14 protein-coding genes and 1 tRNA gene are annotated in these 15008 nt (G+C 39.1%); 9 read left to right on the plus strand and 6 right to left on the minus strand.

The annotated features are described in order from the left end of the window. Window positions 1-33: 33 nt before the first annotated feature. Complete coding sequence (locus F959_RS02745) at window positions 34-1305, minus strand: sensor histidine kinase (protein ID WP_004877337.1); 1272 nt, start codon at window positions 1303-1305, stop codon at window positions 34-36. Window positions 1306-1607: 302 nt separating this feature from the next. Here F959_RS02745 and F959_RS02750 point away from each other — a divergent pair. The 8 genes from F959_RS02750 (at window position 1608) to secF (ending at window position 9427) form a co-directional block, all read left to right on the plus strand. Beyond that, window positions 1608-1694, plus strand: a tRNA-Leu gene (locus F959_RS02750). Window positions 1695-1758: 64 nt separating this feature from the next. Further along, entirely contained in the window at window positions 1759-2796 is a 1038-nt protein-coding gene (queA, locus tag F959_RS02755; RefSeq protein ID WP_004877339.1) for a tRNA preQ1(34) S-adenosylmethionine ribosyltransferase-isomerase QueA, read from the plus strand. Between the two features lie 299 nt (window positions 2797-3095). Beyond that, window positions 3096-4124 (plus strand): hypothetical protein, encoded by a 1029-nt coding sequence (locus F959_RS02760; protein WP_004877340.1) that lies wholly within the window; start codon window positions 3096-3098, stop codon window positions 4122-4124. A gap of 79 nt (window positions 4125-4203) precedes the next feature. Beyond that, on the plus strand, window positions 4204-4773 hold the full coding sequence (locus tag F959_RS02765) for a LemA family protein (RefSeq protein ID WP_017196677.1): 570 nt from the start codon (window positions 4204-4206) through the stop codon (window positions 4771-4773). A gap of 162 nt (window positions 4774-4935) precedes the next feature. Next, window positions 4936-6066 carry a tRNA guanosine(34) transglycosylase Tgt gene (tgt, locus tag F959_RS02770; protein ID WP_004877345.1) on the plus strand — a complete coding sequence of 377 codons (1131 nt, stop codon included), beginning with the start codon at window positions 4936-4938 and terminating at the stop codon, window positions 6064-6066. Window positions 6067-6165: 99 nt separating this feature from the next. After that, window positions 6166-6495, plus strand: coding sequence for a preprotein translocase subunit YajC (gene yajC / locus F959_RS02775; RefSeq protein ID WP_004877347.1), 330 nt, complete (start codon window positions 6166-6168; stop codon window positions 6493-6495). 51 nt (window positions 6496-6546) lie between these two features. Then, complete coding sequence (gene secD / locus F959_RS02780; protein WP_004877349.1) at window positions 6547-8448, plus strand: protein translocase subunit SecD; 1902 nt, start codon at window positions 6547-6549, stop codon at window positions 8446-8448. 10 nt (window positions 8449-8458) lie between these two features. After that, a complete protein-coding gene (gene secF / locus F959_RS02785) occupies window positions 8459-9427 on the plus strand; it encodes a protein translocase subunit SecF (protein WP_004877351.1) in 969 nt (322 codons plus the stop codon). 105 nt (window positions 9428-9532) lie between these two features. Here secF and F959_RS02790 read toward each other — a convergent pair whose 3' ends face one another. Continuing rightward, window positions 9533-10246: an aspartate/glutamate racemase family protein gene (locus F959_RS02790; protein WP_004877353.1), complete on the minus strand. Its 714-nt coding sequence runs from the start codon at window positions 10244-10246 to the stop codon at window positions 9533-9535. A 191-nt stretch (window positions 10247-10437) separates the two neighbouring features. Here F959_RS02790 and F959_RS02795 point away from each other — a divergent pair, with 191 nt between their 5' ends. Then, window positions 10438-11868, plus strand: coding sequence for an NCS1 family nucleobase:cation symporter-1 (locus F959_RS02795; protein WP_004877355.1), 1431 nt, complete (start codon window positions 10438-10440; stop codon window positions 11866-11868). A 57-nt stretch (window positions 11869-11925) separates the two neighbouring features. Here F959_RS02795 and F959_RS02800 read toward each other — a convergent pair whose 3' ends face one another. Genes F959_RS02800 through F959_RS02815 form a run of 4 tightly spaced genes read right to left on the minus strand, consistent with a single transcriptional unit; the run spans window position 11926 to window position 14997 of the window. Next, entirely contained in the window at window positions 11926-12579 is a 654-nt protein-coding gene (locus F959_RS02800; RefSeq protein WP_004877357.1) for a 4'-phosphopantetheinyl transferase family protein, read from the minus strand. Between the two features lie 20 nt (window positions 12580-12599). Next, window positions 12600-13034: a hypothetical protein gene (locus F959_RS02805; RefSeq protein WP_004877358.1), complete on the minus strand. Its 435-nt coding sequence runs from the start codon at window positions 13032-13034 to the stop codon at window positions 12600-12602. 14 nt (window positions 13035-13048) lie between these two features. Further along, window positions 13049-14272 carry a beta-ketoacyl-ACP synthase gene (locus tag F959_RS02810; protein ID WP_004877361.1) on the minus strand — a complete coding sequence of 408 codons (1224 nt, stop codon included), beginning with the start codon at window positions 14270-14272 and terminating at the stop codon, window positions 13049-13051. Further along, window positions 14272-14997, minus strand: a complete 726-nt coding sequence (locus F959_RS02815) for a 3-ketoacyl-ACP reductase FabG2 (RefSeq protein WP_004877363.1) — start codon at window positions 14995-14997, stop codon at window positions 14272-14274. The genes F959_RS02810 and F959_RS02815 overlap by 1 nt, the downstream gene beginning before the upstream one ends. Window positions 14998-15008: the final 11 nt, after the last annotated feature.

Here is a 15008-nt window from a genome sequence, read left to right on the forward strand (position 1 = left end):
TATATCAGTTACAAGCTTATGTTTAAAATCTCTTTAGGCTAATTTTGCTTTACTTTTATGTTGATCTGTACATAAATCAACGTGTTCACGCTCTGCAGGCAATGTCACTTTAAATGTTGTCCCTTCACCATCCTTAGAAACCACATGAATCTCACCATGATTGAGTTCTACAAAACGCTTACACAAAGACAAACCTAAACCAGCACCTTTCTCGCCAGCTGTACCTTTGAAACTCATGGTGATACGTGGTTGAAATAGATTTTGTATTTGCTCATCGGTCATGCCCAAACCAGAATCTTTTACGCTAATCTCGACCATTTCACCTTTATTTTGGGCTTGGATGTAAACTTTTCCAGAACCATCAATATCCGTAAATTTCAACGCATTTGACACAAGATTTTGAATCAAAGAAGTGATCATATTCATATCGGCATAGACTTTTAGGTTTTCATCTACTTGATTAATCAGTTGAATATTTTTCTTCAAAGCTAAGGTTTTTAAAATATCCGTCACAATATCTGTGATCTGCCGTAATTTAAAATTAATTGGGTGATAAACAAAACGCCCACCTTCAGCCATCGCCCAATTCAACAAACTTTCCAATAAGTTGTAAGTGGACTGTGATGTGTCATAGAGGTAGTCAGCAATATTTTGAATACTAGACTCATCCAAAGTTTCGCGTTCTTTGGCTAAAATTTCAGAGAAGCCCAAGAGACCATGAAATGGTGCACGTAAGTCATGGGAAATGATCGAGAAAAACTTAGTTTTACTAAAATTTAATGCAGATTCTTGTTCATATAATTCTTTTAATTCATCATGATTTAGTTTTAACTCAAGCTGTTGCATAAAGTTTTTGCAATGTTCTTGAAGAAGCTGTTTTTGCGTCTCAGTAAATTCCAATACTTTTGTATCGAGTAGAATGAGATAACCTAAAGATGTTTGGTCGGAATGTCGCAAATGTACTGCGATAGCTGATTCTGCCTTGCATTTCAACGCATTGAGAAAACCAATCAATGTTGGATATTGTGAATGTGAATGGTCAATCAGATCATCGTTGACAAATAACGTATTTAAACTTTTTGTGATTTTCGCGGTATCAATTGCTTTTAATTTTTCTGAACAGCGATGCCATAAATAAGGTTCTTGGTGAAAGGCGAGTAAAGCTGTACCAGTCTGCATCAACTTGCGGTTAAATTGTAAGAATTGTTCAAGCGTGTTTTGGTCTGAGTTAAGACCCATAGAAAGAGATAGTTTACAAGCACTTAGCTTTTCGGCTTGCTGTAATTCTAATAATTGAATAGCCATGCATGCCTCTCGAATATTATCGTTATACCGTTGTTTACGTTTTATTTAAAAAAATGAGAAAACTATCACTTAGTATTAACAAACTTTAACAAAAAACGCAATTGTAGAATCAATCAATTCTCAACAAAACGTGAAATTTCATTAAAAATATCTCTCTAAAACAAAGAACGGAAAATAGGTATCACTTAAACTCTTCAATACCAACTGAAACAATTGATCTAAAATTCAACAACTACGAGCTTTACATTATTGACAAGACATTTAAACAAGGTAATATACGCAACACAAAGCATCGCACTCTTCCCGAGGTGGTGAAATTGGTAGACGCGGCGGACTCAAAATCCGCTGTCAGAGATGACGTGTCGGTTCGAGTCCGACCCTCGGGACCAGAATTTCAAAACCCCAAACTAGCACTAAAAGTTTGGGGTTTTTTCATATGTGGTAAAGAAAAATATGCAACTCTCCGACTTTTCTTTTGATCTTCCAGATGAACTTATTGCTCGCTATCCTCTAGATAGCCGTAGTGCATCACGCCTACTCCATATCGATGCAAACGGTCAGTTTCACGACCACGCGTTTACCGATATTTTAGATCTATTGAAAGATGGGGACTTACTCGTACTCAATGATACAAAGGTCATGAAAGCACGATTAAAAGGAAAGCGTGCTACAGGTGGCGCGATCGAAGTCCTCGTTGAACGTATGTTGGATACGCATACAGCGCATTGCCATATTAAATCGAGTAATTCACCGAAAGCCGGTGCAGAACTTTATATTGGTGAAGATGCTGTTCCTGTAACCGTACAAGGTCGCCATGAAAACTTATTTGTAGTTAAGTTTTCGCAACCTATTTTATCTGTACTTGATCAATATGGACAGTTACCGATTCCACCATATTTCAATCGTGAAGCTGAAGACATTGATACTGAACGCTATCAAACGGTTTTTCACGATCCTGAAAAAATTGCTAGTGTTGCAGCACCAACAGCAAGTTTGCACTTTGACCAAGATTTATTGGAAAAACTAGCTGCAAAAGGCGTGCAAAAAACATTTGTGACTTTACATGTTGGCGCAGGTACATTTATGCCTGTGCGCACGACTGACATTACCAATCACATTATGCATAGTGAATGGTGCGATGTACCACAAGCAACGATTGATTTGATTTTAGAAACCAAAGCTCGTGGAAATAAAGTAATTGCAGTAGGCACAACAGCAACTCGTGCCCTAGAAAGTGCGGCACAAGCAAATCAAGGACAAATTGCCGCTTGGACAGGCGATACGCAAATTTTTATTTACCCAGGCTATCAATTCTGTATCGTGGATCGTTTGATTACCAACTTCCATTTACCAGAATCGACCTTATTGATGTTGGTTTCAGCTTTGTCGAATCGCGACAATATTCTAGCGGCTTATAAACATGCTGTTGAGCAACGTTATCGTTTCTTTAGTTATGGCGATGCGATGTTGGTTGACCAAGCAAAATTTTAAGAAGTTCTGCTTTAGTAATAAAAAACTAATTATAAATTTGCAAAAATAAATTTCATAAAATTCACATCTTATCTAGCTTTCTAAGATTGGGAGCTAGATAAGTCTAGTGAAATAATTATGTTATTTCGGAATAAATACGATGAGTTTTATAGATCAACTTAGCTGAACAATAAAAACAACTCCATATACTCTGATGGATTCGCCAAGTATAAAAAGCACGATTAAGACACTTCTTAGTTTCTGAAATTTAAAGCATAATCTAAATCATACAGATTTATTATAATGAACCGACTAATCCCATGCCGATCGACACAGTACAAGAAGCCTTACATATCAGACGTAAAAAAAATGCACAGGTTTTTCGAAATATTGCTCGACTTTGGGAAGCTGGGCAAACGTCTCATAGTGATCAAGAGTTATTAGATAAATTACATCCTTGGCGAGAAGATCATAGTCTCCGTTTTTTTAATGTACTCCCCTATTTATTAGCCATGACTAGTATTAGCACTTTAATTTTTGGCTTTTTTCTCCATCCACATATCCAATTTATATGGAGCTTTTTAGGTGCATTCTTCACAGGATTTTTAGCCTATCTGCTTTATGAATCGCAACAACCACTCAGACAAGTGATTCATTATCTTGAACAACGAATGATTGATTTACGCTATGGATTAAAGTTTCAACAACTTCCAGCATATCTTCCAATCCAAGCACAACCGATATTGGTTATCAGTCGATTAAAGCAATACTTTCCACTTTTCAATCGTGGGGATAAATCAAATGAAATCACCTATTACGCCTCTACAACATGGAATGATGGTGAAATTGAACATCAAGTCTTGGTATTTAAATATCAATACGTCAGTGAAATGCCTATTTTTCAGGATGGCAATACTGATAAAAAAATCGTAAAAGAAATTGAAAAGGACTTATGGGGTGCATTCATCTTTCAAATGCCAGCACTCGGTATTGCTGTAAGCAATCAACGCTCGCGATTCTTTGAACCGTATACGCGTTCTTGGCAAAGTAGTGATATTTTAATTAATCGAAAAATTAATATTTTTGGATGCGACCAACATCAACTCGCAAGAGAAGTTAGTCCAAGTATGACGTTAAAGTTAAATGATTTTTTTCAACATTTTAGTGGTGATTTAATTTATCATCATCAAGAGCAAATTCTTTGCTATGTGGGTGAACAAGACCTCTTTCAAACCACAAGCAAACGAGATGAGATTAATGATATTCCAGCGTTGCGCGGTCATTTACGCACTATGACCATGCCCCAATATCAAAAATTTCAGCAACACATGCTTAACTTAATTCGCTAAATCTATTCCACTGTTTTCAGTACAGTTGGTCTCTTTTCAAAAGAGCGGATTTGTAGCAATAACAATAAGGAGAACGACAATGATGGGCTTGCTCATTTTCTTGGGGATTTTTGTTATATTGATTGTGTGGAGCATCAATATTCGCAATACGATTGTGCGTTACTTCAATGCCACTAAACGAGCTTGGTCAGAAGTCGCCAACTTTGAACGCCAAAAAGTAAAAACTTTAGAGGCTTTGGAAGCAACCTTGGCGCAATACACTCAGTTTGAAAAATCAACCTTAGAAAAAGTTACAGAGCTTCGTCAGCAAATCTTGAACTTGAATGTCAATGATACGGATATTTCTCAACTACAAAGCATCGAAAAAATGAGTAAAGAACTCATCCGTAGCCTCAACGTCGTTGTAGAAAATTATCCAGAGTTAAAGGCTGATGCGCTTTACAGCAAAATGATGGATGACATTCAAGAGCAAAACGAAAATGTTGGTGCTGCGATTACAATCTTTAACCGTAATGTTGAGTTATTCAACAACCACATCCAAGTTTTCCCAAATAACCTGATCAATACACTGACATTATCGAAGAAAGAAATTCGCCCATTTCGGGATAATCTTGCGACTGAGAATTTTGACTATAAACCAAATTTTTAAACTCAAGCCCAATCATTTTAAAGCCAATTTAAGTCTCCACTTGAATTGGCTTTTTTATTTTTTGGTTATGGCTACATTTAGTAGTAGAACTAGACATCATAATCAAGGAAAATAGCCGTTTTTGATCAGCGAACTGTTTTTTCGCCTTGATGGATTGGTGTCATGCAATTTGAAAAATTAGGTCAGTCGGGGCGCGCCCGTCGTGGTCGACTCACTTTAGAACATGGTGTTGTTGAAACACCAGTATTTATGCCCGTTGGTACTTACGGTACTGTAAAAGGCATGTTGCCTCGTGATATTGAAGAGATTCAAGCACAAATTATTTTGGGTAACACTTTCCATTTGTATTTACGCCCTGGCTTAGAAGTCATCAAAGAGCACGGCGGTCTGCACGAGTTTATCAAATGGGATAAACCGATTCTGACTGACTCAGGCGGCTTCCAAGTATTCAGCTTAGGCGCTATGCGTAAAATCAAAGAAGAAGGTGTAACTTTCCGCTCTCCTATCGATGGTTCAAAAGTGTTCTTATCTCCAGAAATATCAATGGAGATCCAACACGTACTCAATTCAGACATCGTGATGATTTTTGATGAATGTACACCTTATCCCGCCACCCATGAAGAAGCACAAAAATCATTGCAGCTTTCTTTACGTTGGGCGAAACGCTGTAAAACACATCACCATGATGAGCTGAACAACAAAAATGCGTTATTTGGCATTATCCAAGGTGGGATGTATGAAGATTTACGCGATGAGTCGCTCAAAGGTCTTTTAGAGGTCGGTTTTGATGGCTATGCGATTGGTGGCTTATCTGTTGGTGAACCAAAAGATGAAATGATCAAGGTGCTTGATTATTTACCGAATAAAATGCCACATGACAAACCACGTTATTTGATGGGTGTTGGTAAGCCCGAAGATATCGTAGAAGCAGTACGTCGTGGCGTCGATATGTTCGACTGTGTGATGCCAACTCGTAACGCACGTAATGGTCATTATTTTGTCACCGATGGTCTGGTAAGAATTCGTAATAGTAAATATCGCCATGATAAAGGGCCTTTAGACCCACATTGTGATTGCTACACTTGTAAAAACTTTACGCGTGCCTATTTATATCATTTAGAGAAGTGCGGTGAGATGCTGGCATCTATGCTCGGCACAATCCACAACTTGCGTTATTACCAACGCCTTACACAAGGTATGCGTGATGCATTGGACAATGGCACTTTTGATGAATATGTTCAGGACTTTTATACTCGTCGTGGATTAGAAGTTCCACCTTGCCCTGAAGATTGATGCATCAAGATTTGCGCCTAAACGCAAGACAAGGTACATTGCAAAACGAATTGGAATTTATTGTTAATTTTTTCGCTTTTATTTGATTAGGAAATTAAAATGAGCTTTTTCATTTCTACCGCTCACGCCGCTCCTGCAGCTGCACAAGGTCCAAGCTTAATGGCTAACATATTGATGATTGCTGTTTTCGTTGCAATCTTCTACTTCTTGATCTGGAGACCTCAAGCGAAACGCGCTAAAGAACACCGCTCTCTAGTTGAAAGTTTAGGCGTAGGCAGTGAAATCGTTTTTGCTGGTGGTTTAATGGGTAGAATCACTAAAATTGATGGTGATTTCGCTGTTGTTGAACTCAGCCGTGGTGTTGATGTAAAAATCCAACGTGCAAGTGTTATTTCAGTACTTCCTGAAGGCACTCTAAATAACCTTTAATCATAAAATAGTCGTGCCTTAGCACGACTTTTTCATTTAAGAAGAAAACGAATGCGTTACCCTGCATGGAAATATTTACTGATCCTTGTTGTTCTTGTGGTCAGTACGTTATATGCACTTCCTAGTTTGTATCCAGATGAACCTGCTGTCCAAATTTCAGGGGCAAAAGCAGGGACTCAGATTGATCAAACTGTGGTGCAAAAAGCTGAGCAGATTTTAAAAACTGCCAACATTAGCAGTCATGATAATAGCTTCACCAATAATGCGGCTTTATTACGTTTGGACACAACTGAGTCACAGTTAAAAGCGAAAGAAGTGTTACGCCGTGATTTAGGTGATGACTACGTGGTTGCTCTCAACCTTGCGCCAACCACACCTGAATGGCTGCAAAAGATTGGGGCTAAGCCGATGAAACTCGGTTTGGACTTACGTGGTGGTGTACATTTCTTGCTCGAAGTCGACATGGATAAAGCGATTAGTCAACGTTTAGAAACGTCTGCGACTGATCTGCGTCGTCAATTTCGTGATAACAAAATCAAATTTAACAATCTTGCTTTAAACAATAACACCATTACGGTTCAATTCGCGGATAGTGCTGATCGTGATGCTGCCGCAGACTTCTTACGTCGTAACGGTAATGAGTTTACTCAGCAATCAGTTGCAACGGCTAATGGTGCAACATTAAGACTCACTTACTCTGATGCACGTCGTCAGGAAATTCAGTCTTATGCAGTCAACCAAAACTTAACGACTTTACGTAACCGTATTAATGAACTCGGTGTTGCAGAAGCTTTAGTCCAAACTCAAGGTAATAACCGTATTGTGGTTGAACTACCTGGTGTTCAAGATACTGCTGAAGCAAAACGTGTCTTAGGTCGTACTGCAAACTTAGAGTTCCGTTTAGTTTCTGATAGTAATGATCAATATATTGATCCATATTCTGGAAAATATAATGGTCAACCACTCCCTCCGGGTACTGAAGTTTTTGCTTATGAATCTTTAGACAGTGGTCGCCAACTGCTTTTAAATCGTAACCGTATCTTAACGGGTGAGCGCGTCCAAAATGCAAGCTCTGGCTTTAGCCAAGACTCTGGTGGTGCTGAGGTAAATATTACCTTAGACAGCGCTGGCGGTAAGCTGATGGCGGATGCAACACGTAATGCAGTTGGTAAACGCATGGCTGTATTGTTTATCGAGAATAAACAAAAAATTAGCTATGTGAATGATCCACAAACTGGTACTCAAACTGAAGTTCGTACACCCTATACAGAATCTGTCGTGATTAATGCCGCAACGATTCAAGCAGTATTGGGTTCACAATTCCGAATCACGGGTCTTGATTCACCTCAAGAAGCAGCAGAACTAGCATTAATGTTACGTGCGGGTGCTTTAGCTGCACCAATGTACTTCGTTGAAGAGCGCGTAGTTGGCCCTAGTCTAGGTCAAGAAAACATTGATAAGGGTGTTCTTTCAACGCAAATCGGTTTCTTACTGGTTGCGATCTGGATGGTTGTGTTCTTCCGTGTATTTGGTTTGATCGCAAACTTTGCATTGGTATTTAACCTTGCAATGATTCTTACAGTAATGTCGTGGATTGGCTCTTCCCTCACCCTTCCGGGTATTGCGGGTATCGTGATTACCATTGGTATGGCCGTCGATGCAAACGTATTGATCTGTGAGCGGATACGAGAAGAGATTCTATGGGGCGCCTCGCCTAAACAGGCGATTGTCGCGGGTTATGATCGAGCCTATAACACTATTTTTGACTCGAACTTAACCACATTCCTTGTTGCATTCATCTTGTTTGCAATCGGTACTGGCCCAATTAAAGGCTTCGCTGTGACCCTCATGATCGGTATCGTCTGTTCAATGTTTACAGCGATTACGGTGACTCGTGCAATTGTACAAATCATTTATGGCAAACGTCGTGATTTGAAGAAGTTGAGCATTTAAGGAGATTGATATGACGAATCTGACTCAACAAGACTCAAAACAATACGGTCGTCCAGATGATTTAAAAATCATCCCTTTCATGAAGATTGCTAAACCAGCTGCAATCTTCTCGATCTTACTGACGATTGCTAGTATCTTCTTTATCGTAACGAAAGGTTTGAACTTAGGTTTGGACTTTACTGGTGGTATCTCTGCTGAATTGAACTACAAACAAGCAGTTCAACCAAGTCAAATTGTTCAAGCCTTAGATAAAGCAGGCTTTAAAGATGCGGTTGTACAAACGCTAGGAAGTAACACTGACCTGATCGTTCGTATGCCTGTTCAAGAAGACCTGCAAGTTGAAGACTTGAGTAATGCAATCACTACAGCTGTCCAACTACCAAACAATACCGTTGAAGTACATAAAGTCGATGCGGTGGGTGGTGCAGTCGGTAACGAGCTTTATGTTCGTTCAGCGGGTGCAGTTGCACTAGCATTACTTTTAATGCTGGTTTACGTCACTATTCGCTTTGAGTTTAAACTTGCGATGGGCGCTGTGATGTCGTTATTCCACGATATCATCCTTATCCTTGGTGCATTTGCTTTATTCCAATGGTCATTTGACTTAACCGTACTTGCTGCAGTTTTAGCAATTATAGGCTTCTCACTTAACGATAACATCGTCGTATCTGACCGTATTCGTGAGAACTTCCGTAAGATCCGTGGTGCTACACCAACTGAAATTGTGGATATTGCGTTAACTGAGACTTTACGCCGTACGATTCACACCTCTATGACATTATTACTCGTCGTACTTGCAATGTTCTTCATTGGTGGTGATGGTCTACACTGGTTCTCTTTAGCTATGATTATCGGGGTATTTGTCGGTACTTATTCTTCGATTTATATCGGTACTGCATTTGCTTTATGGCGTGGCTTGAACCGTCAAGACTTCATTGTACAAGTTAAACCTGAATTTGATGAAGAAGAGATTCCTTAAATCTAAACTTTATGATGATTCAAAAAGTGCCAGCTTAATGCTGGCGTTTTTGTATTTTAGCTTAGCTAAATTTTTTATAATGAGACTTTTGGAAAACGGCTTAACTTATAACTTTTCCAAAGGATAATCATAATCTCCCCATTTACTCGTTTTAATGCCTAAGTGATGTAAGCTTTCAATCAATTTTACGGCAGCACGTACACCGTCAATAATTGGAATTTCCAACTCTGCACTGACCTGATCTGCCATTTCCGCCATTCCTCCACAGCCTAAAACAATTGCACCAATATCATCATTCATTTTAGCTTGTTGACAACTTTCTAATAATTTTTCATAAGCAATTTGCTTATCATTTTCCAACGCCAATACAGGTAAATCAATACAACGAATCTTTTCACATTTCCTTTCAAATCCATACTGATGCAGTAAATGCTCAGCAATAATTTTTGTTCGAGGTAAAGTTGTCACTATCGAAAATTTTGTTGCAATCAAACTCGCCATATGAAATGCAGCTTCAGCGATTCCAATCACAGGCGCATGCGCCAATTCTCTAGCCGCATGTAAAGCTGGATCACCAAAACAAGCAATAATATGCCCATCGACTTGCTGCTCTTTTCCTTGCTTGATTAGCTCCAATATACCGATTGCCGATATTGCTTCGTCATAATGTCCCTCAATCGAAGGAACACCCTCCTCTGGAGATTGAGCAATAATTTCGCTATCAGCAAATGCGACCTGACAAGCAGCTTCACCAATCGCCTGTGTCATTTTGATACTGGTATTCGGATTAATAATTTGGATTCGGGTTGATTTTCCCATTTATGCACATTTTTAAGCCACAAAATAAATTCGATCATATTTCAATACAACTGGTCTGAACAGATAAAAGTTAATAAAATTTATAAAGCAATATTTATCAATGAATTAAAAATTAAAATCTATAAAAAAATAATTTTGGCTCAATTTTCGCATAACTGGTCTGAACTGTTGTTTATTTTTGAAGACCAGCTATGAACTATAATGCAAACTATAGTCCTAAACTTTCTAATGAAGATCTCGTACCAGCTAAGCAAAACTGGACTTGGTATAATATTTTCTCCTTCTGGATGTCTGATGTACACAGTATGGGAGGCTACGTTGTTGCGGCGAGTTTATTTTCACTAGGTCTTGCTAGCTGGCAAGTTCTACTCGCATTGCTTGTTGGTATTATGATCGTTCAAATTACGGCGAATCTCGTTGCAAAACCGAGTCAAATCTCAGGTGTGCCTTATGCTGTGATTTCACGTCAAGCTTTCGGAATTTACGGTGCGAACATCCCAGCCCTCATTCGAGGTTTGATCGCAGTTTCATGGTACGGTATTCAAACTTGGTTAGCCTCTAATGCTCTCGTGATGGTTCTATTGAAGTTTTACCCTTCCTTACATCCATTCGCATTGACCGAGTTTGCTGGTTTAAGCACAATTGGATGGATTTGCTTTGCTTTCATGTGGATTTTACAAGCCTTGGTTTTCTGGAAAGGAATGGAAACCATCAAAGTATTCATCGACTGGGCTGGACCAATGGTCTATGTCGTAATGTTGGCACTCGCTTTATGGCTCGTCTGGAAAGCTGGTTGGCATAATATTTCCTTTAACCTCAGTGATAAACAACTCACTTTAAACCAACAGATAATGCAAACTATTGTCGCGATTGCCCTAGTTGTCTCCTATTTTTCAGGGCCATTATTAAATTTTGGTGATTTTTCTCGTTATGGCAAAGACATGAAACAGGTCAAACAAGGGAACTTTTGGGGACTTCCGTTCAACTTCATTTTCTTCGCTATTATTGTGGTAATGATCGTTTCAGGAACATTTAGTGTTTTCGGTAAAATGGTACATGATCCATTGGAGACCGTCGCAATGATGGATAGTGGTGTTGTCATTGTATTAGGCTTATTGACTGTATTAACTGCAACAATTGGAATCAATATCGTTGCCAATTTTGTTTCAGCGGGTTTTGACTTTTCAAATCTTGCCCCCCGTTATCTCAACTTTCGTAGAGCAGGCATGATTGCAGCGGTGGGTTCCATCTTCATCACGCCTTGGAATTTATTTAATTCACCTGAACTAATCCACTACACACTTGATACGCTTGCTGCTTTTATCGGCCCTCTTTTTGGCATCTTGCTGACTGACTTCTATTTTATTCACAAACAAAATGTAGTTGTCGATGACCTATTTAACGATAAGCCGACAGGTCATTATTACTACCAAAAAGGGATTAATAGAAAAGCAGTCATTGCATTGATAACATCTGTCAGTATTGGTCTGATGTTGGTTCTTGTCCCGAGTTTACAATTCTTGGCACCATTTAATTGGTTTATTGGCGTACTGTTTGGTGGGACTTTTTACTATACAATTTCTCGAGAAAAGGTAAATGCTAAAGTGAAAAAGTTTGCTTAATACGCAAGGCTAAAGAAATGGATAAGCCATTAGTTTTCGAATTAATGGTTCTAGTTTCTAATCTTGTTTGATTTTAATTTGTGGAAACTGAAATCCTCGACATGATGGCTCTGCACGCCAAGCCACTGTTACCACAATATTCTGATTTAAAATAAAATTTTGATATGCAAATGTTCCAATCATCGGATGAGTACACATTCCTCCATTTTGTTCTGGATGAACGTTTGTATTCAAACTATTTAAATCCAAACGAATACCCAAACCAGACGCTTTTAATATCGCTTCCTTGGTTGTCCAGACCTTAAACCAATATTCCCTGTCTTGTCCTTGCTGTTGCCAAGTTTTATATTCATCTATATGAAAGGCATGTTGTGCAAAGGCATCAAATCTTATTTTCCGCCCTAATTCTTCAACATCTACACCAATATCTTTCACCTGTTGACTCATGATCAAAGCATAATATTCATGACTGTGAGAGTGATTAAAGTGAAGATGGTGAGATGATAAAAAAGGTTTACCATGCTCATGCTTAGAAAATATGAGTGTGTTCTTATCACAATTCAATTGCTTTGCTAAAAGCTGATTACGATACGCCTGAATCTGTTCTTTTTTATAAACATTAAAATCACGAAAGCTAGGAAAGTCTGATTTAGTTTGAGTTAAAAGTTGAGCCAAAGCATGTATATGCAACTGAATCTCACGTTTCATCATTGGCTCAACTCAATCAAAAATTAGAACTTAACAATATCACCTTTTAAAGCAACGCCAGCCACAGCCATGCCCTTATGACATTCATAGGTAGTAGAGCTTTGATTTTCATTCTTTTTATAATAACTTACGATATTTGTTACAGCATTTGCACCACGTGCTTTTGCAGCCTTATCCAACTGAATAAGTGCCGAACGAAGCACCCAGTCACAAGCTTTTTCAGCTGATTTTCCGAAACCGTTGGTCTTTTGATTAGTCACAATTTCTTTTTCGAGAACTCGTCCGCCAGATTTATTCCCTTTCAAATAGAACTTCACGGAACCATCTAACGTACCATCAGCCACAGCTCGATCAACTGCTGATTTAAAATCAAAATGATGTACAGCATCCGCAGCATGAACTGATGCTGTAAAACCTGTTGTTAAAACTGCTGCTAAAAATATTTGTTTAATTGACATTCTTATGCCCCTTATTATGTTCCACGTTTAAAAATAAGTGAGGTATTGATTCCCCCAAAAGCAAAGTTATTGCTCATCATAATATTGATATCGCTCACTCTAACTTGCTGAGTAATATAATCTAAATCACCACATTGTGGGTCAACTTCATCCAAATTCAAAGTTGGAATTAATTCTCCACGGTGCATCATTTCGATTCCTAACCATGCTTCAATTGCACCACAGGCACCTAAAGTATGACCAAAGTAGCTTTTGAGTGAGCTGATAGGTTTACGGCCTAATATACGAGCCGTCGCTTGGCTTTCGGCAATGTCACCTTGATCAGTTGAAGTTCCATGTGCATTCACATAGTCGATCTGACTTGCATCTAAAGCAGCATCTTTAAGTGCCATTTGCATACATTGCCCCATTCTTTCTGTATCGGGCTTGGTTACATGTTGTCCATCGGTATTACTGGCATAGCCTAAAATCTCAGCATAAATTTTGGCGCCGCGTTGTTTGGCATGCTCATATTCTTCAAGAATCAAACAGCCAGCACCTTCTCCAATCACTAATCCATCTCGCTGACTGTCAAATGGACGCGGTGATTTTTCAGGTTGATCATTCATCCCACTGGTTGCTAATAGAACATCAAAAACTGCAGCACCAGCAGCACTCAACTCCTCTGCTCCACCAGCAATCATTACCGTTTGTTTGCCATATTTAATGGCTTCATAAGCCTGCCCTATTGCCATTGATCCTGATGTACATGCACTTGAGGTTGGTAAGGTTAAGCCTTTTAAACCAAAGTAAACTGTCATATTCACCGCACTAGTATGTGACATCATGCGGATATACGTTGTTGCATTGATCTTACTCATATCCTGATCAATCAACATATTGCCAAACTCACGAACGGCATCAACACTCCCAGCAGACGAGCCATACGCAACGCCAGTCTCCCCATTTTGTAAAACGTCATTGCCAAGTAATCCAGCATCTTGCAAAGCATTTTCAGCACTAATCACCGACATCAATGCAACACGCCCCATACCACGGGTGACTTTACGATTAAAATGTTTAGCGATCTGAAAATTAATCACTGGACCAGCAAGTTTGGTTCTGAGGTCTGGATACTGTTCCCAGTCAGGCATGTAGCAAATACCACTTTTTCCTTCATGAAACTTCAGAAAAATTTCATCCGCTGTTTCACCTAATGAGGTAATCCCAGCCATTCCTGTAACAACAACACGCTTCATTAAATTAAGCCCCCATTTACAGAAATCACCTGACGAGTAATATAAGAAGCATCATCAGAACATAAGAATTTCACGACATTTGCCACTTCATCCACATGCCCCATGCGTTGCATTGGAATCATTTTTAAGGCGTGTTGTTTTACTTCTTCTGTCACCATCTCTGTTTCAATTAAACCTGGAGCAACACAGTTTACGGTGATTTTTCGTTTGGCAAGTTCTAAAGCCAAAGCTTTGGTTGCACCAATCAAACCTGCTTTTGCAGCGCTGTAATTCACTTGACCACGATTCCCGATGACTCCCGAAACAGAGGATAACGTCACAATGCGTCCACCTTTGCGCAAATGAATCATTGGCATAATCAAAGGTTTGAGTACGTTATAGAAACCATCCAATGACGTTGAAATCACCTCATCCCAATCATTGTCAGTTAATGCTGGAAATGCCCCGTCATGCGTTAAACCTGCATTCAAAACAACGCCATAAAAAGCACCATGCTGTTCCACATCTTGTTCTAATATCGCTTTGACCGATTCACGTGCATTCACATCAAAAAGTAAATAATGGCTGCTTCGTCCTAGTTGCTGAATTTGTTCAACCACCTGTGCTGCTTCAGTCTCACGAGAACGTGCATGAATCGTGACATCAAACCCCACCTGAGCTAATTGCAATGCAATTGCTTTACCAATGCCACGGCTTGAACCCGTTACCAATATTCTTCTACTCATTGTTATTCCCA

Source organism: Acinetobacter venetianus RAG-1 = CIP 110063, assembly GCF_000368585.1.
Lineage (GTDB): Bacteria > Pseudomonadota > Gammaproteobacteria > Pseudomonadales > Moraxellaceae > Acinetobacter > Acinetobacter venetianus.